Here is a 26,147-nt window from a genome sequence, read left to right as displayed (position 1 = left end):
TGCGTTCACCCATGAGTCGACTCCTGCTGAGCGGTGCCGCCTTGCTCGCTCTGTGCATCAGCCCGCTGTCCCAGGCCGATGACAAACCGCTGATCCAGACCGGTAAAAAGACCCTGTTCCAACGCGTGCTGACCACACCGGGCTGCAAAATCAGCTCGACGGCGGGCGGTGCCGAAGGTGAAGCACAACCGGTCTTCAGCCGCTTCTATGTGTACGAGCGCGCCCAGGCAAACAATGCCGAATGGCTGAAAGTCGGCCCCGACAGTTATGGCAAAACCATTGGCTGGCTGCCTGCCAGCTGCACCACCGACTGGAAGATGCAGCTGACGTTGGCCTTCACCAACTCGGCCAACCGCGACCGGCTGCTGTTCTTCAAGGACCGCGCCACCGTCGAAGGCATCCTTGATGCGCCGGACCCGGTCAGCAAAGTTGCGCCGCTGCGTGCCACGCTGAAAAAGGGCCAGCAGGCCCCGGGCGTACTGGCTGAAGAACCTGAATACTTCGTCGACCTGCAAAAGCAGTTTTACCTGCTGCCGGTGCTCAGTGGCGAAGAAGTCATGACCGAAAGCGGTTTTCGCACGCGCCTGCTCAACGTCGCCTCCGTCAGCAAGCCGGATGACAAAAACGCCAAGGGCGGTGCTGCAAGCAGCGCTGCCGGCAGCAAGGAAGCCGAAGAGAAAAAAGCCAACCAACTGAAGGAATTCAGTGCGGCCGTGGTATTTGTCATCGACTCGACGATCTCGATGGACCCCTACATCGACCGCACCCGCGAGGCGATCCGCAAGGTTTACCAGAAGATCGAAGCGCAGAACCTCGGCAAGCAGGTCAAGTTCGGCCTGGTGGCTTTCCGCTCCAACACCCAGGCGGTACCGGGGCTGGAATACACCACCAAGATGTACGCCGACCCTACCAAGGTGAAAGACAGTGCCGACTTTTTCGCCAAGATTGCAGACCTCAAGCAGGCCACCGTGTCGAGTAGCAGCTTCGATGAAGACTCGTTTGCCGGCGTCATGGAGAGCATCGACAAGGTCGACTGGAACCAGTTCGGCGCACGCTACGTGGTGCTGATCACCGATGCGGGCGCCATCGAAGGCGACGACAAGCTGTCGAAGACCGGCTTGAGTGCTGCGCAGGTGCGTATGGAAGCCGCCAACCCGGGCGTGGCGATTTACACCCTGCACCTGAAAACCCCGGCGGGAGCCAAGGACCATGCCAAGGCCGAGGCGCAATACAAAAACCTGTCGACCTACCCGGGCACCAACACTTCGCTGTACTACCCAGTGAACGCTGGCGATGTACAAGAGTTCGGGCGCAAGGTCGACGCCCTGGCCGGCGCGATCACTACACAAGTGAAAGCCGCCTACATGGGCGAAGACGCCATCGGCAGCGCGGCGAACGCCAAGCAGGACCCGGGCGAGAAAAAAATGCTCGAAGACGCAGCGCTGATCGGCCACGCCATGCAACTGGCCTATCTCGGCGAGAAGACCAACAGCAAAGCCCCGCCAGTGTTCAAGGCATGGATCACCGACCGCGACCTGATCAAGCAGAACATCCCGACCACCGACGTGCGGGTGCTGCTGACCAAGTCACAGCTCAGCGACTTGAGTGATGTGATGAAGCAGATTCTCGATGCCGCCAACGAAGGCCTGATTTCGCCGACGGACATGTTCAATCGCCTGCGTTCGGTGGCGGCGACCATGGGCGCCGATCCCAATCAGCTCAAGCAGAACAACAATGCCAAACTGGCGGACATGGGCGTCCTCGGTGAATACCTCGAAGACCTGCCCTATCAAAGCGAAGTGCTGAACCTCGATGAAGAAACCTGGAAGAGTTGGGATGGCCTGGCCCAGGAAAAATTCATCCGCACGCTGAACACCAAACTGCGGCATTACCAGCGTTACAACGCCGATGTCGACCGTTGGGTCGCTTTAGCCAAAGACAGCGATGCGCGGGACAACGTCTACCCCGTGCCACTGGAAATGATGCCCTGACGAGACGTCCATGCTCGATATCAAGAACCTGCTGGTGCGCCGTGGTGAAGGCGCACAGGCTCATCATGTGCGACTGCCGCACTTGCAGGTCGGCGCCGGGGAAATCCTCGCCATCACCGGCGAGAGCGGGAGCGGCAAAAGTACATTGCTCGAAGCCATCGGCCTGTTGCTCGCGCCGGTGGAGCTCGAGCGCTTCCGGCTGGGCCCGACGCACGCCCAGGATATCGCCCAACTGCTGGCCACTGACGATCAGCCTGCTCTAGCCGCGGTGCGTTCACGGCACTTGGGATTCATTTTGCAGAGCGGCGGCTTGCTGCCGTTCCTGAGCGTGCGCGACAACATCAGCCTGCCGCGCCGTTTGCTCGGGATGCCGGTGAAGAGCGATCACATCGACCACGCCGTTGACGTGTTGCGCCTGCAAGGGTTGCTGGATAAACAACCTCAAGCCTTGTCGATTGGCGAACGCCAGCGCGTTGCCTGCGTTCGGGCGATTGCCCATGAACCGCTGCTGCTGTTGGCCGACGAGCCGACCGCCGCGCTCGACCCTCACAGTGCCCGACGTTTGTTCGAGTTGCTCCTGAGCCTGGTGTCGAGCATGGGCCTGAGTGCACTCGTGGTATCCCATGACTGGGCCTTGCTGAAAAATTTCGGCTTGCCGCGACTCGGCGCTATCAGCCACCAGGGAGAGACTCTGTTTGAACCGATGGACTGATCGCTTGCGCCTGCTGGGCTCGCTGGCACTGCAAGACCTCTGGCACGACCGCAAGGTCTCGCTGTGTATCGCCGCGTCCCTGGTGGCGGTGATCGCGCCGTTGTTGCTGCTGTTCGGGCTCAAACACGGGGTGGTCAGCCAGCTGCAGGACGAACTGCTGCGCGACCCGCGCAACCTTGAAGTGAAGATGCTCAGCAACGGCAACTACGACTCGGCCTGGATCGAGCGTTTGCGCCAGCGCCCCGAGACCGGTTTTGCCCTCGGCCAAACCCGCTCGCTCAATACCCAGGCGGACCTGCTGATCGGCATGCAACGCTTTGTCGAAGGTGCGGAAATCATCGCCACTGAGCCCGGCGACCCTCAGCTGAACCTGGCATCCCTCAACCCCGTCGGCAATCAGGTGATCCTCAGCGCCAGCGCAGCGCAGCGCTTGCAGGCCAAGGCCGGTGACAGCGTGCAGCTGCGCGCCTTACGCCGCCTGGAAGGTGTCAATGAACGCGGCGAGATGACGCTGACGGTACTGGCCGTGCTCGACGGCGCCCGCTTCGGTCGCGCTGCCGGGTTTGTCGCCCCGCCGCTATTGCTGGATCTGGAGCGTTTTCGCGACGGTTATCAGGTCAGTGAATTTGGCGTTACCACCGGCAAGCCTCAGGATAATCTACAGCCGCTGTATGCCCGCGCCCGCGTTTATGCGCGCGACATCGATCAGGTCGCGCCGCTGGAACGCTGGCTCAACGAACAACACATCGAAACGTCGAGCCGACTGGCCGACATCGACAACGTCAAAGCCATCAACCATGTGCTGGGGTTGATCTTCGGGGTGATCGCCATGGCGGCGCTGATCGGCTGCGTGGCGTCCATGGTTGGCGCGTTCCTGGCCAACATCGATCGCAAACGCAAAAGCCTGGCGGTCCTGCGCCTGCTGGGTTTCAAGCGCAGGTCTGTCGGCGGCTTCGTGGTCCTGCAAGCGCTGGTGCTGGGTCTGGCTGGCTACGTGGGCGGGCTGGGATGTTATGCGGTGGGCAGTCATTTGTTCGACTACCTGCTCGGCAGCAGCCAAGCCACCGGCACCTTCGTTTGCCACATCACTGTCTGGCATGGCGTCGCCGCCCTGCTCCTGACCTTCCTGGTCGCTGCCTTGGTGGCCATGATCGGCGCCCTGAGAGCCATCAACATCCAACCTGCGGAGAGTCTGCGTGAGCTATAAACGTTTTGGCTTGCTGTTACCCCTGAGCCTCGGCTACTTGCTCGACGCCTCGGCGGCGGGCTGGGAAGAGAAGTATTACAACCCGATGCCCGAGGCTGGCGACGTCGTGCTGCCGATGCCCTGCGAAGGCTCGATGGTGTTCCGCAAGGTGTTCATCCCGGTCGCCGGCCCGCTCGACGACTATCCGATCAACATCGGTCAGGACGGTGCGGAATACGGCTATGTCGAGCAGACCCGCCCGACCTTTATCGCCGGCAGTTTTACCGGCGCCAAGAGCGACAAGTCCCGCTACTACCTGATGGCCAAGTACGAGATGAGTCAGTTGCAATACGCCGCGCTGACCGAAGCAACCTGCCCCACCGCTGCCACCAAGATGCGCTTGCCGCAAACGGCGGTGAGCTGGGTGCAAGCCATCGAGGCCGCCGACAAGTACAACCTGTGGCTACGCAAAAACGCCGCTGGCAAGCTGCCCAAGGAAGACGGCGCCCAAGGGTTCCTGCGCCTGCCAACCGAGGTCGAATGGGAGTTCGCCGCGCGCGGCGGGCTGGAAGTCGGCGCTGCTGAATTCCGCGACACGCACTACCCGATGCCAGAAGGCATCAACGCCTACGAGTGGTTCGCCGGGGCGCAATCGTCCAACGGCAAAGTGCAATTGACCGGCCTGCAAAAGCCCAACCCGCTGGGCCTGCATGACATGCTCGGTAACGTCGACGAAATGATGTTCGAGCCGTTTCGCCTGAACAAGCTCGACCGCCAGCACGGCCAGGCCGGCGGCTACGTCGTCCGTGGCGGAAACTACCTGACCGCGCAGGCCGACCTGCATACTGCATTACGTAAGGAAGAACCGTATTACAATGCCGAGGGCCAGGTGAAAAACAAGACCACCGGCCTGCGACTGGTGTTGGTCTCCCCGACCCTCACCTCTCGCGAACGGGTCGCCAGCATCGAAAGCAGCTGGAAGAAACTCGGCACCGGAAGCAACGAAGCCGAATCCGCCGACAAAGGCACCGTGCAATCGCTGAACAGCCTCGCCTCGGGCGTCGAAGACAAAGCGCTCAAGGAAAAGCTCCAGGCCCTGGAGAACCAGCTGCGCGCTAGCAACCAGCAGCAGGAAGAAACCCGCGACCAGGCGATCCGCGCCAGCCTCAACCTGGGTGCGTTCCTGTGCACCAAGATGCTCGACGACGGCCAGTACGTGGACTTCCTGCAAAAGAACTACAAGCTCAACTGCGAAGGCGCGGACAAAGACACCAGTTGCGACATGCGTAAAGGCAAGCTCGAGGAGCAAAAGGATCGCCTGCACAAACTCAGCCGTTACTACGCCAGCAGCCTGGTGGAATCGGCTACCTTGTACGGCCAGCCACTGCTTGAAACGCAAGTCCCGGTGATGGAAGAAATCATCACCCGCAACAAGCAGTTGCAAGACCTGAAACCTTACTTGCGCACGCACTGGGCCAATCAGAAAGCGTTCCTGCAAAAGCAGAAAATCGACACTGCAGCCTGGTTGAACAGCTGCAAAACCGTCACTCAATAACAATGCGTCAACACCGTTACGTAGGAGTTTCACCATGTCGCGCAGCCTTTGGACTCGCTTCAAACTACAGATCGCTTTCGTAGTCGCCAGCAGCCTGCTAATGACCGGTTGCGCCAACACCGGCAGCTCCATGCTCGGCGAAGGTGAAGGCGACGGTACCGACCCGCGCCTGACCCAGGGCAATGACGCAGAGTTCTTCAGCAAGTCCGGATACCAGGCCTGCGCCGTCGGCGCCGGTGTCGGCATCCTCGCTTGCGCGCTGTCCAACAGCAGCAACAAAACCGTGTGCGTCATCGCTGCCGGTATTACCGCGTGTGGCGTGGCCATGGGTGCGAACTATTATCTGGATCAACGTCGCGCTGAATACGCCGACACCACCACCCGCTTGGCGAAGATGAACAGCGACGTCGAACAAGACACGCAGAAAGTGATCGCCCGGACTGAGACCGCTCAGCAAGTGATCAATGATGACCGTGCGCAAATTGCCCAGATCAAAAAGGACATCGCCAACAAGAAAGTCGACAAGAGCAGAGCCCAGGCGCAAATCGCCGGGATCGATTCGGACATCGCGCGCCTGCGCAAAGACCTTGCCAACATGCGGACCAAAGTCACCGAGTACCGCAAGGTGGCAGACGCCGAGCGTTCGCAAGGCAGCAGCGCCGAGATCAGGCAAGTGGAGATGAACATTCAGAGAATGAACCAGAAAGTCGTCAGCCTCCAGAAGGAAGTCGACGCGCTGTACAGCCAACGCTCCGCAATCACCCTGGGCTAAACACATGACACCAAGACAACTGATGGTCATCACTGCCGTCCTGGCCCTGAGCGGTTGCGCGACCCAGCCCGGCGAATGCGATGCGACCAATCGCGACAGCAGCATGCTGACCAAGATGAACTGCGACTATTCCGGTGGTTACAGCGATCAGGTCAAGCAGAAAGAAGAGGCCCTGAGCGAATCCCGAAAGCAAAACGCAATGTTCCGTCAGGTGTACGAGAACATTCAGGCCCAGCAGCTCAGCACCAAGGCCGACCTGGCCAGCCAGCAGAAATCCCAGGCGGCGCTGAATCAGTCGCTGACGCAGCTGCTGAACTCGCTCAAGGCCCGGCGTGGCAATGAAGCCCAAGTGCAGAAGCAGATTGCCGACCTCGAGAAGCAACTCAAGGCTACGCAAGCGCCGCCAACGGCCAAAGCAACGCCCGCGGCACTGGCGGCCAGGCAGCAAGAACTGAAAACGTTGCAGAAGAAGGTCAACCAGCTGCAATTCAGCCTCGGCTACGAAGAGTAACTTTTCACCCCGCAGGGCATCCCGACGGATGCCTGCACTTTTTCAGGAATCGTCGTCATGCAGCGGGTCATCAGGGATGCGCAAGCCACATCGGAGGGGATGAGTGCGCTGCAAGCCAAAGTCGCCCTCATCCAGAAACACTTTCCGCCGACCGTCGCCAGTTTGTTTGCCATCCCGCGGATGGGCAGCGGCGACGTGCTGGAATGGTGGACCGAACTGGGTGGCCAACCCACACCTTATGCCGATCTCAACGAGGACGCGCAACGACGTTTGCTGGAAACCTATGAGGTGCGTCAGACGTCCCTCGCACAGCTGGCGGATGAACTGCAAAAACGCGGTCAACCGACGGAAGCGCAAGACCTGCGCAGCCTGCTCGGCACGCCTGAGCTGGACAAACTCTACAGCCTCAACGGTGAGCCTTTGGTGGTGCGCTGGAACCAGCGACCGCCCAAACCGATTGTGCCGCCAGTGATTCCGGTGGTACCGGTCGTGCCGCCGTCGCGGCGTGGCTGGTGGATCGCGGCGGCCTTGCTCGCGCTGCTGTTGCTGCTTCTGGCGCTCTGGCTCTGGTGGTTCCTGCACCATGAGCCGGTGGTCGTGGCTCCGCCTGTAGCGCCTGTGGCGCCGGTGGTTACGCCGGCTGAGAAACCGCTTGAGAAACCGGTTGAGCCCGCCCCCGCGCCTGTCGTGGAACCGGAACCGAAACCTGTTCCGGCACCCGAACCCACGCCAGAACCGGTGCCGGAGCCCAAGCCGGTCCCACCACCAAAACCGGCACCGGCCCCCGTACCGGAACCCAAGCCGGCCCCGCCACCCAAACCGGTTCCACCACCAAAACCGGTAGTGGCTGCCCCGCCACCAGCCCCGCCCCCAGCCCCGACGCTGGACAATTTCGCATGCCGCAAAACAGCGCCGAAGTCAGAGGTCCCGCAGTTCGTGGTGGTGCTCGACACCTCGGGTTCGATGGATTTGAACATCAAGGCAGTGAGAGCCGACGAGGACTGGTTCTACGGTCCTGACATCAACAAGCTGCTGGACCCGAACCGCACGATGCGGCTTACCGCCAAGCCCAGCCGCATGGACGTCGCCAAGGAGTCGCTGGCCGGCATGATCAACGGGCTGGACCCGAAGATTGATACACGCCTGATCACCTTTGCCGGCTGCGAAAGAACGCCGGACCGGGGTTTGTTCAAGTTCGGCGACCGCCCGCGGTTGATCAACGGGATTCGAGGCCTGGTTCCCGACGAAGGCACACCGCTGGCCGACAGCCTGGCCCACGCGGCGAGCACGGTCGACGGGCGCAATAACGATGCCGTGATCGTGATGTTCGTCGACGGCGAAGACGGTTGCGGACAGGACGTATGCGCGGTATCCCGTCGAATCGCCAGGGAACAACCACGCCTGCGGGTCAACGTGGTGAAAATCGGTGCGGGCGGCCCGTCACGCTGTATCGCTGAAAATACCGGAGGTCGGATTTACAACAGCACCAACGCAGCTGAGTTGGGTAACCTGTTGAAACAGGCGAGCAAGGAAGTATCCAGCAATGCCAAGTGTGATTAGCTTGGCGACGGATCCGCCATTGAGGCTTGCCGGCGATGATTCAGCTCAAGTGCTCGACCGCCGGTAACTCCATGGCCCGAACCTCGCCCAACAAAAAAACGCTGAGGCGGCGTAAACGCTCACCTCCGGGGCGGGTTTTCGGCCAGACCAGGTAATAATTCTCACCGCTGGCGACCGCCGTCGGCCACGGCAAACTCAGGCGACCCTGCGCAACATCTTCAGCCACCATCAACAAATCGCCCATGGACACGCCATAGCCTCGGGCGGCGGCGATCATCCCCAACTCCAGCGTGTCGAACACCTGGCCGCCCTTGAGTGAGACCTGGTCAGTCAGGCCCATGCGCTCCAGCCAGCTGCGCCAGTCGCGACGGTCGGGCGTTGGGTGAAGCAGTTCGGTGCTGGCCAGCCGTGCGACGTCCCACGGCTGATCGTTCAGAAGATTGGGCGCGCCCACCGGAATCAGTTCCTCTGGAAATAACAAAGTAGCCTCCCAGTCCGGCGGGAAATGCCCGTTGCTGAGGATCACGGCGCAATCGAACGGTTCCTGATTGAAGTCCACCGAGTCGATGTCCATCCAGGCGCTGGTCAGCTGTACTTCATTGCCCGGTTGAAGGTGCCGAAAACGGCTGAGCCGCGCCAGCAACCAGCGCATGGTCAAGGTCGACGGGGCTTTCATACGCAGGATGTCGTCTTCGGCGCGCAAGGTATTGCAAGCGCGCTCCAGGGCAGAGAAACCGTCGCGAATGCCCGGCAGGATCAACCGCGCCGACTCAGTGAGTTGCAGGTTTCGCCCGCTGCGGTGAAACAACCGACAGGCAAAATGCTCTTCGAGCGTACGAATATGCCGACTGACCGCGCTTTGGGTAATCGACAGCTCTTCCGCAGCCCGGGTAAACGATGTGTGACGCGCCGCTGCTTCAAATGCGCGCAGAGCATATAAAGGAGGAAGACGACGCGACATCAGGAAAGCTCCTACAGCGGTTTTGAATACCCTAGCAGAAAATCTCCAGCATGAGTTTGAATCATGCTACCCATCCTTTTTATCCCTTTGTGCAATCCCCGTAGAGCGCCGAGAATCGACGCTTTCCTGTCTCCTTTGATAATCGAGCGTGATGACCATGCAGCATCCAGCGCGTATTGAACTCTGGGCCATCCTGCGGCTGGCGGGGCCGCTGATCGCCTCGCAGTTGGCGCACATGTTGATGGTCCTCACCGACACCTTGATGATGGCGCGACTGAGCCCCGAGGCCCTGGCGGGCGGCGGGCTCGGTGCGGCGACTTACTCGTTCGTGTCGATTTTCTGCATCGGCGTGATCGCGGCGGTCGGCACCCTGGTGGCGATCCGCCAGGGTGCGGGCGACATCCTCGGCGCGACCCGGTTGACCCAGGCCGGGTTATGGCTGGCCTGGCTGATGGCGCTGGTGGCGGGCTTGCTGCTGTGGAACCTCAAGCCGGTACTGCTGCTGTTCGGCCAGACCGAAAGCAACGTCCAGTCGGCCGGTCAATTCCTGATCTTCCTGCCGTTCGCCCTGCCCGGATACCTGAGCTTCATGGCCCTGCGTGGCTTCACCAGCGCGATCGGCCGGGCAACGCCGGTCATGGTTATCAGCCTGGGGGGCACCGTCGCCAACTTCCTGCTGAACTACGCGTTGATCACCGGGATGTTCGGTTTGCCGAAACTGGGGCTGATGGGCATTGGCCTGGTCACGGCAATTGTCGCCAACCTGATGGCGCTGGCGCTGGCGTGGCACATTCGCCGGCACCCGGCCTACGACGCCTATCCCCTGCGCCGGGGTCTGTTGCGGCTCAACCGACAGTACCTGAAGGAGCTGTGGCGCCTGGGGCTGCCGATTGGGGGCACCTACGCCGTGGAGGTTGGGCTGTTTGCCTTCGCCGCTTTGTGCATGGGCACCATGGGCAGCACGCAGCTGGGGGCGCACCAGATCGCCCTGCAAATTGTCTCGGTGGCATTCATGGTGCCCGCGGGGATTTCCTACGCGATCACCATGCGCATCGGTCAGCACTACGGCGCCGGGCAGTTACTGGACGCACGGCTAGCCGGAAGGGTGGGCCTGGCTTTTGGCGCGGTGGCGATGCTGTGCTTTGCGATGGTCTTCTGGCTGTTGCCAAATCAGTTGGTCGGGCTGTTTCTCGATCACAACGACCCCGCGTTTCGCGATGTCATCAACCTGGCGGTGAGCCTGCTGGCAGTGGCGGCATGGTTCGAGCTGTTCGACGGCACGCAAACCATCGCCATGGGCTGTATTCGTGGGCTCAAGGACGCCAAGACCACCTTCCTGGTGGGCCTGGGCTGTTACTGGCTGATTGGCGCCCCGGCAGCCTGGTGGATGGCGTTCCAATTGAATTGGGGGCCAACGGGCGTCTGGTGGGGCTTGGCACTGGGACTGGCCTGTGCAGCGGTGGCCCTGACGCTGGCGTTTGAATGGAAGATGAAGCGGATGATTCGGCGGGAGCCGGTGCCAGGACATTTCGACGCCATCCAGGCCGAATGAAAACTCTGTAGGAGCTGGCTTGCCAGCTCCTACAGGTTTTGTGTTCAGACCACGATTTCCAGCGGCGCCTGCTGATTGCCGTCAAACATCAGGTACTCCACCAGCTCCGCCAACGGCAACGGCTTGCTGATCAGATACCCCTGCACCTGATCGCAATCGAACCCGCGCAACAGATCCAGTTGCTCCGGCGTCTCCACGCCCTCGGCAACCACTTCCAGATTGAGGTTGTGCGCCAGGTTGATCATCGCGTGCACCAGTTGACGGTTTTCTTCGCGCTGCTCCATGCCACCGACAAAGCTCTTGTCGATCTTCAACAACGTGATCGGCAGGCTGTTGAGGTGCACAAAGGATGAAAAGCCGGTACCGAAGTCATCGAGGGAGAAGCGCACGCCCAGGCGCCCAAGGGCGTCCATGGTCTGCTTGACCAGGTCGCTGCGGCGCATGACCGCGGTTTCGGTCAGTTCGAATTCCAGCCACTGCGCTTCGACTCCGCGCTCGCTGATCAGCCGGCTCAGGGTCGAGAGCAACTGGCTGTCCTGAAATTGCCGGAACGACAGGTTGATCGCCATGTGCAACGGCGGCAAACCTAGCTCAAGCAACGCCTGCATATCGCGCAATGCCCGGGAAATGACCCAGTAACCCAGCGGCACGATCAAACCGCTCTGCTCGGCCAGGGGCACGAACTCGCTCGGTGGCAGCAAGCCGCGCTCGGCATGACGCCAGCGCACCAAGGCTTCGAGGCCGACGATTTGCCCGTCTTCAAGGTTCATTCGCGGCTGGTAATGCAGTTCCAGCTCATCGCGGCGCAAGGCCCGGCGCAGCTCGGTTTCGAGGTCGGCGATACTGCGGGCATTGCGGTTGATGCGTTCGTTGAAAATATGAAATGTGCAGCCCTGGGTGCTTTTCGCTTGCTGCATGGCGATATGCGCGTGCCACATCAACGGGTCGGCGCCCGCCTGCGCTCGTGCATGGGCAATGCCCAGGCTGGAGCCGATCAGCAGGCTTTCGCCGTCGACCCAATAAGGCTCGGCCAACGCTTCGGTAATGCGCTCGGCCATCCATTCGGCGCGCTCAGGAGCGCGGCGGGTGTCGATCAGCAAGGCGAACTCATCGCTGCCCAATCGCGCCAGTTGATCGCCGGCCTCAAGCTGGCCTTTGAGCCGCGCGACCACTTGCAGGATCAGGCGGTCACCGGCCTGGTGGCCGAGGGCATCATTGGCGTAACGAAAGTTGTCGAGGTCAAGATGGCCGAGGGCCAGGCCACGACCATCGTTTTCCGCCAGCCGCGCCGTCAAGAGGGTCTGGAAACCCTGGCGGTTGGCGATGCCGGTCAGCGGATCCTGCTCGGCCAGGCGTTGCAGGGTGTTTTCCAGTAAGCCGCGCTCACGCACATGGCGCAGGCAACGGCGCAACATGCCCGGGTCAAGATGGTCACGCACCAGCCAGTCGCTTACACCGTCGGGCGCGGTCACGGGTTCATGCTCGAGCAGCAACACCGTCGGCAGGCAGCAACGGCCCGGCGCCGGCTGGAGAGCCGGGATCGTCAACAACACCGCGCTGCGGTTGTCATCGAACAGACTGCTGACCGACTCCCAGCTCGGCGCACTGATGAGCACGGCCAAGCTCCCCATCGGAGCCAGACACTCGCGCAACAACGCTGCCCACGCTGGCTCTTCGGCCAATAGCAGCAAACGCAAGGGTTCGACAGGCGTAGACAAGCTAGCTCCCTAGACTCTGCAAAGATGTAGGCGACGGCATTATGCCGCGCCGATCCCTGATGACCAATGGACATCCGAGGCCTTTGTATCCGGAATTACGAACATTAGACGCGAATTCGTCGTGCATCCTGCGTGAAAGTAACAAAACCGGCAAATACAGATCGCGCTGTACGTCACAAGTCGGAGAGAGCAGCACAATTCTCTGAGCCTGTTAAAATGCCGGCCCATTTCGTGACTGACTCCTGAATTTACCTATGTCCCGACTCAATCCCCGGCAGCAAGAAGCCGTGAGCTATGTCGGCGGCCCTCTTTTGGTGCTCGCCGGTGCAGGCTCCGGCAAGACCAGCGTAATCACCCGAAAGATTGCCCACTTGGTCCAGAACTGCGGCATCCGCGCCCAGTACATCGTCGCCATGACATTCACCAACAAAGCCGCGCGCGAGATGAAGGAGCGGGTCGGCACCCTGCTGCGCGCCGGTGAAGGCCGCGGCCTGACGGTCTGCACGTTCCACAACCTGGGCCTGAACATCATCCGCAAGGAACACGCGCGGTTGGGCTACAAGCCCGGTTTCTCGATTTTCGACGAGACCGATGTCAAGTCCCTGATGACCGACATCATGCAAAAGGAATACTCGGGCGACGACGGCGTCGACGAGATCAAGAACATGATCGGCGCCTGGAAAAACGACCTGATCCTGCCGGCCCAGGCCCTGGAGAACGCGCGCAATCCCAAGGAACAGACCGCCGCCATTGTCTACACCCACTACCAGCGTACGCTCAAGGCGTTTAACGCGGTGGACTTCGACGACCTGATCCTGCTGCCGGTAAAGCTGTTCGAAGAGCACGCCGACATCCTGGAAAAGTGGCAGAACAAGGTGCGTTACCTGTTGGTGGACGAATACCAGGACACCAACGCCAGCCAGTACCTGCTGGTGAAAATGCTGATCGGCAAGCGCAATCAGTTCACCGTGGTAGGTGACGACGACCAGTCGATCTACGCCTGGCGCGGCGCCCGCCCGGAAAACCTGATGCTGCTCAAGGAAGACTACCCTTCCCTGAAAGTGGTGATGCTGGAGCAGAACTACCGCTCCACCAGCCGCATCCTGCGCTGCGCAAACGTACTGATTTCGAATAACCCCCACGAATTCGAAAAGCAGCTGTGGAGTGAAATGGGTCACGGTGACGAGATCCGCGTGATCCGCTGCCGCAACGAAGACGCCGAAGCCGAGCGCGTGGCCGTGGAAATCCTCAGCCTGCACTTGCGCACCGACCGGCCTTACAGCGATTTCGCGATCCTGTACCGGGGTAACTATCAGGCCAAGTTGATCGAACTGAAGTTGCAGCATCACCAGGTTCCCTATCGCTTGTCCGGCGGCAACAGCTTCTTCGGGCGCCAGGAAGTGAAAGACCTGATGGCCTACTTCCGCCTGATCGTGAACCCGGACGACGACAATGCCTTCCTGCGCGTGATCAACGTGCCGCGCCGCGAGATCGGCTCGACTACGTTGGAGAAACTGGGCAACTACGCCACCGAGCGAAAAATCTCGATGTATGCCGCCACCGACGAAATCGGCCTGGGCGAGCATCTGGACAGCCGCTTCACCGATCGTCTGTCGCGCTTCAAGCGCTTCATGGACAAGGTCCGCGAGCAATGCGCCGGCGAAGACCCGATCTCGGCCCTGCGCAGCATGGTCATGGACATCGACTACGAGAACTGGCTGCGCACCAACAGCTCCAGCGACAAGGCCGCCGACTACCGCATGGGCAACGTGTGGTTCCTTATCGAAGCGTTGAAAAACACGCTCGAGAAGGACGAAGAAGGCGAAATGACCGTCGAAGACGCGATTGGCAAGCTGGTGCTGCGCGATATGCTCGAGCGCCAGCAGGAGGAGGAAGACGGTGCCGAAGGCGTGCAGATGATGACCTTGCACGCCTCCAAGGGGCTGGAATTCCCCTATGTGTTCATCATGGGCATGGAAGAAGAAATCCTGCCGCACCGTTCCAGTATCGAAGCCGACACCATCGAAGAGGAGCGGCGCCTGGCCTACGTGGGCATTACCCGCGCGCGCCAGACCCTGGCCTTCACCTTTGCCGCCAAGCGCAAGCAATACGGCGAGATCATCGACTGCGCACCGAGCCGCTTCCTCGATGAACTGCCGCCGGACGACCTGGCCTGGGAAGGCAACGACGACACACCGACCGAAGTCAAAGCCGTGCGTGGCAATAGCGCATTGGCGGATATACGCGCGATGTTAAAGCGCTAGAATTGACCACATTTATTTAGACCTTCGGCGCAAAAGGCGCCAAACGAGGACAGCTTCATGGAAGCACTGCACAAGAAAATTCGCGAAGAAGGCATCGTGCTTTCCGATCAGGTCCTGAAAGTCGACGCCTTTCTGAATCACCAGATCGACCCGGCCCTGATGAAGCTGATCGGCGATGAATTCGCCACGCTGTTCAAGGATTCGGGCATCACCAAGATCGTCACCATCGAAGCCTCGGGCATTGCGCCGGCAATCATGACCGGCCTGAACCTCGGCGTGCCGGTAATTTTTGCGCGCAAGCATCAGTCCCTGACCCTGACTGAAAACCTGCTGTCGGCGACCGTCTACTCGTTCACCAAGCAGACCGAAAGCACCGTGGCGATTTCTCCGCGCCACCTGACCAGCAGCGACCGCGTGCTGATCATCGATGACTTCCTGGCTAACGGTAAGGCGTCCCAGGCGCTGATCTCGATCATCAAGCAAGCCGGTGCCACCGTGGCCGGCTTGGGGATCGTGATCGAGAAGTCGTTCCAGGGCGGTCGTGCGGAGCTGGATGCCCAGGGTTATCGCGTTGAGTCGCTGGCGCGCGTGCAGTCGCTGGCTGACGGCGTCGTGACCTTCATCGAGTAAAGCCGCCACACCGCATCTCCCCTGTGGGAGCGGGCTTGCTCGCGAAAGCGGTGGGTCAGTCGACATCAACTTTGACTGACACACCGCTTTCGCGAGCAAGCCCGCTCCCACATTTGTTTTGTGGTGTTAGTTATTGCGCGGTGACCTTCAGGCCGGTTAGCAGCAACCGCTGAAACAGGTCTTCTTTCAAGCCATCCGGGCTGGTCAGTTGCATCCGTTCCAGATGTTCCGGGTACGAAGAAGGCTCCGGCGCATCGAGCGCAGCCTTGCCCAACTCCAGCACTTCGCTGAGTTTGAATTTGCTCTTGAGCCAGTTCAGCGCCCGTAACAGGTCACGCTCCACGTCGGTGAAATCGCAACCCAGCGGATACTCCGGAAACAACCGCGAATGACGCGCTTCAATCGCCTGTAAACGCTGTGGTGTGTTGTCGGTGAAACGCGGATCCAGATGGAAATCCTTCGGTAACTTGCCGACCTTCCGTGCCTGCTCGATCAAGCCCGGCTGAAAACGCGAGTCGCTGATGTTCAACAGGGCTTCGATCACCGCCGCATCCGTCTTGCCGCGCAGATCGGCAATGCCGTACTCGGTGACCACGATGTCCCGCAGGTGCCTGGGGATGGTGCAATGACCGTACTCCCAGACAATATTGGAACTGACGTCACCCGCCGACTCACGCCAACTACGCAGCAGCAACACCGAACGCGCACCTTCCAGCGCATGGCCCTGGACAACGAAGTTGTATTGTCCACCCACCCCGCTGACCACGCGCCCATCTTCAAGCTGATCCGCCACACCGGCGCCTAGCAGGGTTACGGTAAACGCGGTGTTGATAAATCGTGCATCGAGCCGCTGCAGGCGTTTGAGCTCTTCCTGCCCGTACAGTTCGTTGATGTAGCTGATGCGGGTCATGTTGAATTCGAGACGCTTGCTCTGCGGCAATTCGCGCAGCCGCTGATAGAAACTGCGTGGGCCGAGGAAGAAGCCGCCGTGCACCGAAATACCGTCGGTTTGCGCCGCTTCGTCGAGGGTGCCGGCATTGGCCTGCCGTTGGGTCGGCACGTCCGGGTAAACCTTGCGCCGCACGATCCCGGCGTCAGCCAGCACCAGAAGGCCGTTGACGAACATTTCGCTGCAACCGTACAAGCCTTTGGCGAATGGTTCGATGCCACCTTCGCGCTCAATCAGTTGCGCCCACGGGTCGAGATTCAGGTCGCTCAGTAAAGCCTTATAGGCGTCGTTGTCAGCCTGACGCGCCAGCAACGCAGCGGTCAGCGCATCGCCCATGGAACCGATGCCGATCTGCAGGGTACCGCCATCACGCACCAGTGAGCTGGCGTGCAGGCCAATGAAATGATCCTGGAAACCCACCGGCATGTTCGGCGTGGAAAACAGCGTGGTGCTGTCTTTCTCGTCGATCAACAGGTCGAAGGTGTCGATGCCGACTTCAGCGTCACCGGGCATGTAGGGCAAATCGTCGTGCACCTGCCCGACCATCAGGATCGTCTCCCCTTCTGCACGGCGCCTGGCAATCATCGGCAGCAGGTCGAGGGTGATGTCCGGGTTGCAACTCAAGCTCAAGCGATCGGGATGTTCGGGATGACTGGCCACCAATTGAGCAATCAAGTTCAAACCGGCAGCGTTAATGTCCCGGGCGGCATGGCTGTAGTTGCTGCTGACGTAATCCTGTTGCGCCGTGGCACTGTTGAGCAGACTGCCGGGCTGCATGAAGAATTGCTGGATGTGAATGTTGCCCGGTAGATCATCGCGACGCAGGTCGGCGAGGAACTCCAGCTCCGGATAATCGCCGAAAACCCGTTCGATAAAGGGTTCAAGGAAGCGCTTTTGCAAGCCATCGCCCAAGGGCGGGCGTCCCAGGCACAACGCGGTGTAAATCGTCAGCCGTCGCTCAGGCAACTGAGCAATTCGTTGATACAGCGCGTTGACGAAGTGATTGGGCTTACCCAATCCTAAGGGCAAGCCCATGTGAATATGCGCCGGCAACCTCGCCAACACTTCATCGACCGCTTGCTCGATAGAACACAGCTGTACCATCCGATCCTCCCGTACATTCCATGAGTGAGGTTGGACCGAGCTTGCCGGGTCTTTGCTGCATTGACCAGCCCATTAAAAACAATCGACCCACACAGGAAACCCTGTAGGAGCGATTAACGAAATCGCAGGCATCGGCATAGGGGACGGCCTTCACAGGCCGTTCCCCTGCCACACCACCCGGCATGCGGGTCCGCACCGGGCGGTTCGAGAGATTGAGGTTATGAGAGACGCACTAATCCCAGCCTGTCGAACCACGCAATATTAAGCACGCGATTCAGATCAAGACGACTGTTACGCCACCAGCGGCAGGTATTTCCCGCCACCTTCTGTGCCACCTGGATGTTTGCACCAAGTGCTCGTAGCTCACGATACGTCGTCGTTCCACGCCCCCATTGTTTAAGCTGGATAGCTCGCAATCGGTGTCGCATCCATTCGTCCAACTCACGCCAGACGGCTGGGGTTTGCGACAAACCGAAGTAAGCCTTCCAGCCCAAAATGTAAGGTCGCAGCTCATCAGCAATCTGCTGCAAGCTACGGCCACACGAGCGTCGGGTGTACCAGCGTATTCGCTGCTTGAACTGCTTCTGCGCTTTATAGGATGCAGCACGCTTGACTTCGCCGCGGGCTGACCACATCTCATAGCCCAAGAACTTGCGACCAAACGCACTCGCCACTGCACTCTTGCTCGCGTTGACACTCAAGTGCAGCTTGTCATACAGACGCTTCAGCAGAGCCATTACCCGCTCCCCCGCCTTATGACTGCGAACATACACATTCGCATCGTCGGCATAACGCACGAAGCAATGACCTCGACGCTCAAGCTCCCGATCCACTTCGTCCAGCAGCACATTCGCCAGCAACGGCGACAGCGGGCCGCCTTGCGGCGCCCCGCAGCGGCTTTTCTCGACCACGCCATTGATCAGCGTTCCTGCATCCAGATACGCACGAATCAGCCGGATAACCGCCCGATCCGTGATCCGTTTGCGTAAGCGCTCCATCAAAATGTCGTGATCGACCCGGTCGAAGAACTTTTCCAGGTCAACATCCACCACCACTTTGCGTCCCGAGGACACGTGGCGCTGGGCCGCCAAAACGGCGTCCTGCGCACTGCGCCCCGGGCGAAAACCGTAGCTGTGTTCACTGAAAGTCGGATCGAGTAGTGGTTGCAAGACTTGCAGCAACGCCTGTTGGATCAGGCGGTCGGTGACCGTGGGAATGCCCAACTCGCGCTGACCGCCGTCGGGCTTGGGAATGACCACTCGGCGTACCGGACTGGGCCGGTAGACACCAGACATAAGCTGTTCACGAATCACGACCCATTGGGTCAGCAGATGCTCGGCCGTCTGATCTATGTTCAGACCGTCGACTCCCGCTGCACCTTTGTTGGCCTTGACCCGCTTCCACGCCTGCTTCAGGTTTTCTCTCGCAAAGGCCCGCTCCAGCAGCCCTTGCCCTGCGTTATAGGGTTCATCTTGCGGGCGATTGACCTCGTCGCTGATGGGATCTCTCACGGTTTCACCGCTCGTTATCTCCGTCCGCCCCGCGTTTGGCAGGCATCTGACTTCCGGTCTTTCGCATCAACATGGCCTATGACGCTTTCTCTCGTTCGGCCCTTCGTCAAAAAAAAAAGACTACTACGGCCTCTGCTGACTTCTCGCTCCGGCTGGCGCCGTCGCCCTTTCAGGCACAAGGCGAGATCTCCCCAGGTAAGAACGCAATCCTTCACCACACAACCGCCGGATTTACACAGCCTGATCCTTGACCACAAAAGCTTCGCGGTTTTGTGCCCGCTCGCCCTGATCGGCTTTGCCTTTTATCCGGTTCTTGTACATCGGCTCATGGCTTCGATTCACGCTTCCTCCCCACACTCGGTCGCCCTCATGCAGTTGCGCTTCACTTCGTTCGCTGTGGTCAGCTTACGGCGGGACTTTCACCCACAAGATTGCGCCCATGCTGGGCGCACACAAAAAAAGCCGCTCGAAAGCGGCTTTTCAGCAGGAAGACTCAGGCTTATTTCAGGCCGGACATCTTCTGGATGGCGCCTTTGAGCTCGGCGTCGGAGCAGTCGGCGCAGGTGCCTTTAGGTGGCATCGCGTTGATACCGGTAATGGCTTTGGCCAGGATGCCGTCGAGGCCGCCCTGGTGATCGGCACGCTCTTTCCAGGCGGCGGCATCACCGATTTTCGGTGCACCCAACAAGCCTGAACCGTGGCAAGCGTTGCAATGTTTTGCAATCACCTCATCCGGGGTTTTTGCACCACCGCCGCCGCCAGCAGCAGCGGCGACTTCCATGCCCTTGCACTCTTTGCCCTGGACACAGACCTGGCCGACTGGCTCAAGGCGCTTGGCGATTTCGTCATTGGTCGCAGCTTGAGCGCTGGCAGCCCAGAGGGCCAATACGGTTGCTGGTACGGCCAGCATTTTCATAATTAGATTCACGCGTTCACCCTCAATGGTGGCTAGTCACGCCTACGGCCACGGTTCGCAGGCGGGCGCAAGTATAGCGGTAAGCCCGCGACACTGAAACAACCCCAAAGTCGAAGGGGTCTTGTTGCGCAACGGTCAAACGGCTCAAGTGCCTCCGTCGTGCTGGCAGGACGCCTCTTTCCTTAAAAGTTCGCGGGTGTTGCTGCGCTGATTAGTCGCGCCGGCGCATCGAATGGATTACGGAAACGATGCGGCTTGGTACTTTCAAAGTAGTAGCTATCGCCAGCTTCGAGCACAAAAGTTTCAAGCCCAACCACCAGTTCCAGCCGCCCTTCGAGCAGAATGCCGGTTTCCTCGCCCTCATGGGTGAGCATTTCCTCACCGGTATCGGCGCCTGGCGGGTAGATTTCATTGAGGAATGCGATAGCGCGGCTCGGGTGAGCCCGGCCGACCAGTTTCATGGTCACTGCACCATCGGAAATATCGATCAGCTCGTTGGCTTTGTAGACGATCTGAGTCGGTATTTCCTGCAGGATTTCTTCGGAAAAGAACTCGACCATGGACATGGGAATCCCGCCCAACACCTTCCTCAGCGAACTGATCGAGGGGCTGACGCTGTTCTTCTCGATCATCGAAATCGTGCTGTTGGTGACGCCCGCGCGTTTGGCGAGCTCACGCTGGGAAAGACCTTTGAGCTTGCGGATTGATTGCAGTCGTTCACCGACGTCCAAGCTTGCGCCTCCAAGGATTCAGGTTGCTGGAATATTGAGCGTTATCATGGCGACAGCGTTCAGTATTTACAACACCTTGACCTGAATCCTGTTCGGCGAGGCGACTTCCGGTCTGGGCGGCTTTGCCCTAGCTCCCGGAATAGAGCATTGGCACCCGGCGCAGGTTGCAGAAGATCTGGTACGGAATCGTGCCGGCGGCGATGGCCACGTCGCTGGCGAGGATGTTTTTGCCCCATAACTCGACGGTCGAGCCCAGGCCTGCTTGTGGAATGTCAGTCAGATCGACGCACAGCATGTCCATCGACACCCGGCCGATCAACTGGCTGCGTTGCCCGGCGACCAATACTGGCGTCCCGGTCGGCGCCAGCCGCGGATAGCCATCGGCATACCCCATGGCCACCACGCCAACGCGCATCGGCTTCTGGGTAATGAATTTGGCGCCGTAGCCGATCGGCTCTCCAGCAGGCAATTCACGGACGCTGATCACCTTCGATTCAAGGGTCATCACTGGCTGCAGGCGCGAGGCCACGGCGTTGGCTTCCTCGAACGGCGTGGCGCCGTACAGCATGATCCCCGGGCGAACCCAGTCGCTGGGAATCTGCGGCCAACCCAGCACCGCCGGGGAATTTCGCAGGCTGACCTCGGCCGACAAGCCCTGACGCGCCGCTTCAAAGACCGCGACCTGCTCGGCACTGGCCTGGCAGTTCAATTCGTCAGCACGGGCGAAATGGCTCATCAGCACAATCTTCGCAACTTTGCCGCTGGCCAGCAGCCGTTGATAGGCTGCCTGATAGTCCTTCGGATGAAGGCCGACCCGATGCATGCCCGAGTCGAGCTTGAGCCAGACCGTGATCGGCTTGCTCAATGCAGCTTTCTCGATCGCTTCGAGTTGCCACAGCGAATGCACCACGCACCAGAAATCATGCTCGACAATCAGCGGCAGTTCATCGACTTCGAAAAAACCTTCAAGCAGCAGGACGGGCGCGCGAATGCCCGCCGCCCGCAACTCCAGGGCTTCTTCGATGCAGGCCACGGCAAACCCGTCCGCCTCGGCTTCCAGCGCCTGGGCGCAACGCACCGCGCCATGGCCGTAGGCATCGGCCTTGATCACCGCAAGAGCACGGGCACCCGTGACTTCACGGGCGATCTGGTAATTGTGACGCAGGGCTTGGAGGTCGATCAGGGCACGGGCAGGACGCATGGCGGCAGACTTCTGGTCGGTCGGTTAAAAAAAAACCGGCGCTGCGGGCGGCGATAACCGCCAGTAGCACCGGGAGAGGGATCTCGCATTATCGCTTTCGCAGCGCGCCTAGCGTGGGCTCACTGGTGAGCCGGCGCTGGATTGACATGTTTTGCAGGCTCCTGACGGTTGCTGCCATACCGGGAGATATCCAGCCCTTCGGCACTGATCTGCGGCTTTTTCTTGGCCATCAGGTCGGCCAGCAAGCGGCCAGAGCCACACGCCATGGTCCAACCGAGGGTGCCATGACCGGTGTTCAGGAACAGGTTCTTGAACGGGGTAGCGCCGACAATCGGCGTGCCGTCCGGCGTGGTCGGACGCAGGCCGGTCCAGAAACTGGCCTCGGCCAGATTGCCGCCCTGAGGATAAAGGTCGTTGACGATCATTTCCAGGGTTTCGCGCCGACGCGGGTTCAGCGACAGGTCAAAACCGGCGATTTCCGCCATGCCGCCAACGCGGATACGGTTGTCGAAACGGGTGATCGCGACTTTGTAGGTCTCGTCGAGAATGGTCGAAGTCGGGGCCATCGCCGGGTTGGTGATCGGCACGGTCAGGGAGTAACCCTTGAGCGGATACACCGGCGCCTTGATGCCCAGCGGCTTGAGCAATTGCGGCGAGTAGCTGCCGAGCGCCAGCACGTAGCGGTCAGCGGTTTCCAGTTTGCCATCGATCCACACACCGTTGATGCGGTCACCGGCGAAGTCGAGGCTCTGGATGTCCTGGCCAAAGCGGAATTGCACGCCAAGGTTAGTGGCCATCTCTGCCAACTTGGTAGTGAACATCTGGCAGTCGCCAGTCTGGTCGTTCGGCAGGCGCAGGGCACCGGCGAGGATGTCGGTCACATTGGCCAGGGCCGGCTCGACGCGGGCAATGCCTTCGCGGTCAAGCAGTTCGAACGGCACGCCGGACTCTTTCAGCACGGCGATGTCTTTTGCAGCGCCATCGAGCTGAGCCTGGGTGCGGAACAATTGAGTAGTACCCAGGCTGCGGCCTTCGTAGGCAATACCGGTTTCGGCGCGCAGTTCGTCAAGGCAGTCACGGCTGTACTCGGACAGGCGGACCATGCGCTCCTTGTTCACCGCGTAGCGGCTGGCGGTGCAGTTGCGCAGCATCTGTGCCATCCACAGGTACTGATCGATGTCGGCAGTGGCCTTGATCGCCAGGGGCGCATGGCGCTGCAACAGCCATTTGATAGCCTTGAGCGGCACACCCGGCGCGGCCCACGGCGAGGCATAGCCCGGCGAGACCTGCCCGGCGTTGGCGAAACTGGTCTCCATGGCAGCAGCCGGCTGCCGGTCCACTACCACCACTTCAAACCCGGCGCGTGCCAGATAATAAGCACTGGTGGTACCGATGACGCCGCTACCCAAGACCATAACGCGCATTTTCATTTCCCTCATCGCGGCTAACCGCTGACGTTTGTTGTTCAAAGCTTCGGATGTGCGCAGTGTAAAAAAGATTTGCCAGTGCTTTTCACTATATAAGCGCCTATATTTGGCGACAATTCTCGGCAAAAACCCTTTTCACGGAGGCGCATCCCCTATGCGTACCAACACTCAAACCAAACGTGAGCTGGACAAGATCGACCGCAATATCCTGCGGATCCTGCAAGCGGATGGGCGCATATCTTTTACGGAACTTGGGGAAAAGGTCGGGCTCTCGACCACGCCCTGTACCGAGCGGGTGCGGCGCCTGGAGCGCGAAGGGATCATCATGGGCTACAACGCCCGGCTCAATCCGCAGCACCTCAAGGGAAGCCTGCTGGTATTCGTCGAGATCAGCCTCGACTACAAGTCCGGTGATACCTTCGAAGAATTCCGACGCGCCGTGCTGAAACTGCCCCACGTCCTGGAGTGCCACTTGGTATCAGGCGACTTCGACTACCTGGTAAAGGCGCGGATATCGGAGATGGCCTCGTACCGCAAACTGCTGGGCGACATCCTGCTCAAGCTGCCGCATGTGCGCGAATCCAAGAGTTATATCGTGATGGAAGAGGTGAAAGAGAGCTTGAGCCTGCCGATTCCGGATTGACTCGACATGGATCGTTCCCAGGCGGAGCGTGGGAACGATCAAACAAGAACCTGCCGGGTGCTGGCCATGTATTCATGGATCTGCTTCTCGACCCGAGGGTGAATCAGCTCTACCGGCCGCCGCCCATTGGGGCATGGCAGTGTTTGTGTAGTGCCAAACAGCCGACAGATCAGCGGCCGTTCGTCATACACCGTGCAGCCGTTCGGCCCCAGATGGACGCAGTTGAGTTCATCCATCGCCGCATCCTGCTCGGCGCGGCTCTTGCGTGGCAGGCGGGACATTTCCTCCGGCGAGGTTGTTACCGGACCACAGCAGTCATGGCAGCCGGTGACGCACTCGAACGAGGGAATCTGCTGGCGCAACGTGCGAATTTTCTGACTGTTGCAGCTCATCCAAACTATTACCGATCTCGAAACAGAGGCAGATTCTGACGTAAAAATCCCCAACCAGACAGCACCGAGCGACCAGTGTTGCCCGCCTTCGAGGTCCGGCTTATGCTCCGTCGAATTTTCTAGACACACCCATCAGGATCACGCACATGAATGGCCGTGCCCAGCAGCCTGTCCCGAATCACCGGCACACCGCCTCCTATTACGCCGCCAGCAGCCTGCCTCAGCCTGACTATCCGGTGCTGTCCGGCGAACAGATGGCTGACGTCTGCGTGGTCGGGGGCGGTTTCTCCGGGTTGAACACAGCGCTGGAACTGGCGGAACGCGGCCTGAGCGTGGTGCTGCTGGAAGCCCATAAAATCGGCTGGGGCGCCAGCGGCCGCAATGGCGGGCAACTGATTCGCGGGGTTGGCCATGGCCTTGATCAGTTTGCCAACGTGATAGGCGCCGACGGTGTACGTCAGATGAAGCTCATGGGCCTGGAAGCAGTTGAAATCGTCCGACAGCGGGTCGAACGTTTTCTGATCCCCTGCGACCTGACGTGGGGTTACTGCGACCTGGCCAACAAGCCCCGTGATCTCGAAGGTTTCGCCGAAGACGCCGAAGAATTGCGCAGCCTCGGCTACCGCTACGAAACCCGTCTGCTGCAACCCCATGAAATGCACGCCGTAGTGGGCTCCGACCGCTACGTCGGCGGTTTGATCGACATGGGTTCCGGGCATCTGCACCCACTGAACCTGGCGCTGGGCGAAGCCGCCGCCGCCCGGCAACTGGGCGTGAAACTGTTCGAACAGTCGGCCGTCACGCGCATCGACTACGGCCCCGAGGTCAAGGTGCACACAGCCACAGGCTCGGTCCGGGCAAAGACGCTGGTACTGGGCTGCAACGCCTACCTCAATGAGCTCAATCCCGAACTCAGCGGCAAGGTGTTGCCCGCCGGCAGCTATATCATCGCGACCGAACCCTTGAGCGAAGAACTGGCCCACGCACTGTTGCCGCAGAACATGGCGGTCTGCGATCAGCGGGTGGCGCTGGATTACTATCGACTCTCGGCGGATCGCCGCCTGCTGTTCGGCGGTGCCTGCCATTACTCGGGGCGGGACCCGAAAGATATCGCCGCCTATATGCGGCCAAAAATGCTGGACGTCTTCCCGCAATTGGCCGACGTGAGGATCGATTATCAGTGGGGCGGGATGATCGGAATCGGCGCCAACCGTCTACCGCAGATCGGACGACTTAAAGATCAGCCAAATGTGTATTACGCCCAGGCATATTCCGGTCACGGGGTGAACGCCACGCACCTGGCGGGCAAGTTGCTGGCCGAGGCCATTAGCGGGCAGCACAGCGGTGGCTTCGATCTGTTCGCCCAGGTGCCGCACATTACTTTCCCCGGCGGTAAGCATTTGCGCTCGCCGTTGTTGGCGTTGGGGATGTTGTGGCATCGGCTCAAAGAGTTGGTCTGATATTTGGCTGTGGTCTTTGCGGCCCCATCGCGGGCAAGCCCGCTCCCACAGGGTTCTCGTCGTACACAGCATTTGTGACCGGCGGGGTCATTGTGGGAGCGGGCTTGCCCGCGATGAGGTCCGCAAAAACGCTACAGGACTCAAATCCGCCAAAATGGCTTAAGCCCCTCCTCCCGCGCCTGCTCACGCGTCAGCCCGACATCCTTGAGCTGAGCGGGTGTCAATTCCAGCAATGCCTTGCGCGTGTGCAGACGACGCCAGAACCGATCCCAGCGCTTCAGGTCTGACGGCGCGCCGCGCATGTCCGCCTCGCGCGCACCGTGATCCTGCCCTGCCGTCAGCTCCTGACTGTGTAACGTCAGCCGCACATCGCTCAAGCCGTTCATTTTGATTGCTCCTGT

22 protein-coding genes are annotated in these 26,147 nt (G+C 60.3%); 12 read left to right on the top strand and 10 right to left on the bottom strand.

Annotated features, from left to right (window positions below):
• Positions 1 to 11: 11 nt before the first annotated feature.
• The 7 genes from PSUM_RS17795 to PSUM_RS17765 are packed head-to-tail and all read left to right on the top strand — an operon-like array spanning position 12 to position 8,287.
• On the top strand, positions 12 to 1,991 hold the full coding sequence (locus tag PSUM_RS17795; protein WP_083350199.1) for a vWA domain-containing protein: 1,980 nt from the start codon (positions 12 to 14) through the stop codon (positions 1,989 to 1,991).
• Between the two features lie 10 nt (positions 1,992 to 2,001).
• Positions 2,002 to 2,703: an ABC transporter ATP-binding protein gene (locus PSUM_RS17790; protein ID WP_020799391.1), complete on the top strand. Its 702-nt coding sequence runs from the start codon at positions 2,002 to 2,004 to the stop codon at positions 2,701 to 2,703.
• Positions 2,687 to 3,910: an ABC transporter permease gene (locus PSUM_RS17785; protein WP_083349904.1), complete on the top strand. Its 1,224-nt coding sequence runs from the start codon at positions 2,687 to 2,689 to the stop codon at positions 3,908 to 3,910. The genes PSUM_RS17790 and PSUM_RS17785 overlap by 17 nt, the downstream gene beginning before the upstream one ends.
• Positions 3,900 to 5,444, top strand: coding sequence for an SUMF1/EgtB/PvdO family nonheme iron enzyme (locus PSUM_RS17780; protein ID WP_020799393.1), 1,545 nt, complete (start codon positions 3,900 to 3,902; stop codon positions 5,442 to 5,444). The genes PSUM_RS17785 and PSUM_RS17780 overlap by 11 nt, the downstream gene beginning before the upstream one ends.
• A 34-nt stretch (positions 5,445 to 5,478) precedes the next feature.
• Positions 5,479 to 6,216 (top strand): hypothetical protein, encoded by a 738-nt coding sequence (locus tag PSUM_RS17775; protein WP_020799394.1) that lies wholly within the window; start codon positions 5,479 to 5,481, stop codon positions 6,214 to 6,216.
• 4 nt (positions 6,217 to 6,220) lie between these two features.
• Positions 6,221 to 6,727 (top strand): hypothetical protein, encoded by a 507-nt coding sequence (locus tag PSUM_RS17770; RefSeq protein ID WP_033039480.1) that lies wholly within the window; start codon positions 6,221 to 6,223, stop codon positions 6,725 to 6,727.
• 57 nt (positions 6,728 to 6,784) lie between these two features.
• On the top strand, positions 6,785 to 8,287 hold the full coding sequence (locus PSUM_RS17765; RefSeq protein WP_083349905.1) for a vWA domain-containing protein: 1,503 nt from the start codon (positions 6,785 to 6,787) through the stop codon (positions 8,285 to 8,287).
• A gap of 40 nt (positions 8,288 to 8,327) precedes the next feature.
• On the opposite strand, the gene PSUM_RS17760 is transcribed toward PSUM_RS17765, so the two are convergent.
• A complete protein-coding gene (locus PSUM_RS17760; RefSeq protein WP_020799397.1) occupies positions 8,328 to 9,248 on the bottom strand; it encodes a LysR substrate-binding domain-containing protein in 921 nt (306 codons plus the stop codon).
• A gap of 157 nt (positions 9,249 to 9,405) precedes the next feature.
• Between PSUM_RS17760 and PSUM_RS17755 the strand changes: the two genes are divergently transcribed.
• Complete coding sequence (locus PSUM_RS17755) at positions 9,406 to 10,800, top strand: NorM family multidrug efflux MATE transporter (RefSeq protein WP_083350200.1); 1,395 nt, start codon at positions 9,406 to 9,408, stop codon at positions 10,798 to 10,800.
• 44 nt (positions 10,801 to 10,844) lie between these two features.
• Here PSUM_RS17755 and PSUM_RS17750 read toward each other — a convergent pair whose 3' ends face one another.
• A complete protein-coding gene (locus PSUM_RS17750; RefSeq protein WP_020799399.1) occupies positions 10,845 to 12,518 on the bottom strand; it encodes a putative bifunctional diguanylate cyclase/phosphodiesterase in 1,674 nt (557 codons plus the stop codon).
• Positions 12,519 to 12,772: 254 nt separating this feature from the next.
• Here PSUM_RS17750 and rep point away from each other — a divergent pair, with 254 nt between their 5' ends.
• Positions 12,773 to 14,782, top strand: coding sequence for a DNA helicase Rep (rep, locus tag PSUM_RS17745; RefSeq protein WP_020799400.1), 2,010 nt, complete (start codon positions 12,773 to 12,775; stop codon positions 14,780 to 14,782).
• A gap of 57 nt (positions 14,783 to 14,839) precedes the next feature.
• Entirely contained in the window at positions 14,840 to 15,412 is a 573-nt protein-coding gene (locus tag PSUM_RS17740) for a xanthine phosphoribosyltransferase (protein WP_083349906.1), read from the top strand.
• A gap of 130 nt (positions 15,413 to 15,542) precedes the next feature.
• Here PSUM_RS17740 and PSUM_RS17735 read toward each other — a convergent pair whose 3' ends face one another.
• From PSUM_RS17735 to dadA, 6 genes are all read right to left on the bottom strand, one after another.
• A complete protein-coding gene (locus tag PSUM_RS17735) occupies positions 15,543 to 17,465 on the bottom strand; it encodes an acetyl-CoA hydrolase/transferase C-terminal domain-containing protein (RefSeq protein ID WP_083349907.1) in 1,923 nt (640 codons plus the stop codon).
• A 218-nt stretch (positions 17,466 to 17,683) separates the two neighbouring features.
• A complete protein-coding gene (gene ltrA, locus PSUM_RS17730) occupies positions 17,684 to 18,976 on the bottom strand; it encodes a group II intron reverse transcriptase/maturase (protein ID WP_083348477.1) in 1,293 nt (430 codons plus the stop codon).
• Positions 18,977 to 19,475: 499 nt separating this feature from the next.
• Positions 19,476 to 19,892 (bottom strand): c-type cytochrome, encoded by a 417-nt coding sequence (locus PSUM_RS17720; RefSeq protein WP_020797888.1) that lies wholly within the window; start codon positions 19,890 to 19,892, stop codon positions 19,476 to 19,478.
• A 182-nt stretch (positions 19,893 to 20,074) separates the two neighbouring features.
• Positions 20,075 to 20,623, bottom strand: coding sequence for a cupin domain-containing protein (locus PSUM_RS17715; RefSeq protein WP_020797889.1), 549 nt, complete (start codon positions 20,621 to 20,623; stop codon positions 20,075 to 20,077).
• A 127-nt stretch (positions 20,624 to 20,750) separates the two neighbouring features.
• Positions 20,751 to 21,824, bottom strand: a complete 1,074-nt coding sequence (gene alr / locus PSUM_RS17710; RefSeq protein WP_020797890.1) for an alanine racemase — start codon at positions 21,822 to 21,824, stop codon at positions 20,751 to 20,753.
• Positions 21,825 to 21,943: 119 nt separating this feature from the next.
• The gene (dadA, locus tag PSUM_RS17705) at positions 21,944 to 23,248 is read right to left on the bottom strand and encodes a D-amino acid dehydrogenase (protein WP_033044263.1); all 1,305 of its coding nucleotides are present in this window, start codon (positions 23,246 to 23,248) and stop codon (positions 21,944 to 21,946) included.
• Positions 23,249 to 23,405: 157 nt separating this feature from the next.
• Here dadA and PSUM_RS17700 point away from each other — a divergent pair, with 157 nt between their 5' ends.
• Positions 23,406 to 23,894 carry an Lrp/AsnC ligand binding domain-containing protein gene (locus PSUM_RS17700; RefSeq protein WP_003177284.1) on the top strand — a complete coding sequence of 163 codons (489 nt, stop codon included), beginning with the start codon at positions 23,406 to 23,408 and terminating at the stop codon, positions 23,892 to 23,894.
• 38 nt (positions 23,895 to 23,932) lie between these two features.
• On the opposite strand, the gene PSUM_RS17695 is transcribed toward PSUM_RS17700, so the two are convergent.
• A complete protein-coding gene (locus PSUM_RS17695; RefSeq protein WP_083349908.1) occupies positions 23,933 to 24,286 on the bottom strand; it encodes a YkgJ family cysteine cluster protein in 354 nt (117 codons plus the stop codon).
• 146 nt (positions 24,287 to 24,432) lie between these two features.
• Here PSUM_RS17695 and PSUM_RS17690 point away from each other — a divergent pair, with 146 nt between their 5' ends.
• The gene (locus PSUM_RS17690) at positions 24,433 to 25,746 is read left to right on the top strand and encodes an NAD(P)/FAD-dependent oxidoreductase (protein WP_083349909.1); all 1,314 of its coding nucleotides are present in this window, start codon (positions 24,433 to 24,435) and stop codon (positions 25,744 to 25,746) included.
• A gap of 140 nt (positions 25,747 to 25,886) precedes the next feature.
• Here the strand turns inward: PSUM_RS17690 and PSUM_RS17685 are convergent, their stop codons facing one another.
• Positions 25,887 to 26,132: a DUF1127 domain-containing protein gene (locus PSUM_RS17685; protein ID WP_020797894.1), complete on the bottom strand. Its 246-nt coding sequence runs from the start codon at positions 26,130 to 26,132 to the stop codon at positions 25,887 to 25,889.
• Between the last annotated feature and the right edge of the window lie 15 nt (positions 26,133 to 26,147).

Origin of the sequence: Pseudomonas umsongensis (assembly GCF_002236105.1) — a bacterium.
GTDB lineage: Bacteria > Pseudomonadota > Gammaproteobacteria > Pseudomonadales > Pseudomonadaceae > Aquipseudomonas > Aquipseudomonas umsongensis.
The sequence above is the reverse complement of the archived record's forward strand: the minus strand, read 5'-3'. Positions and strand labels throughout refer to the sequence as shown.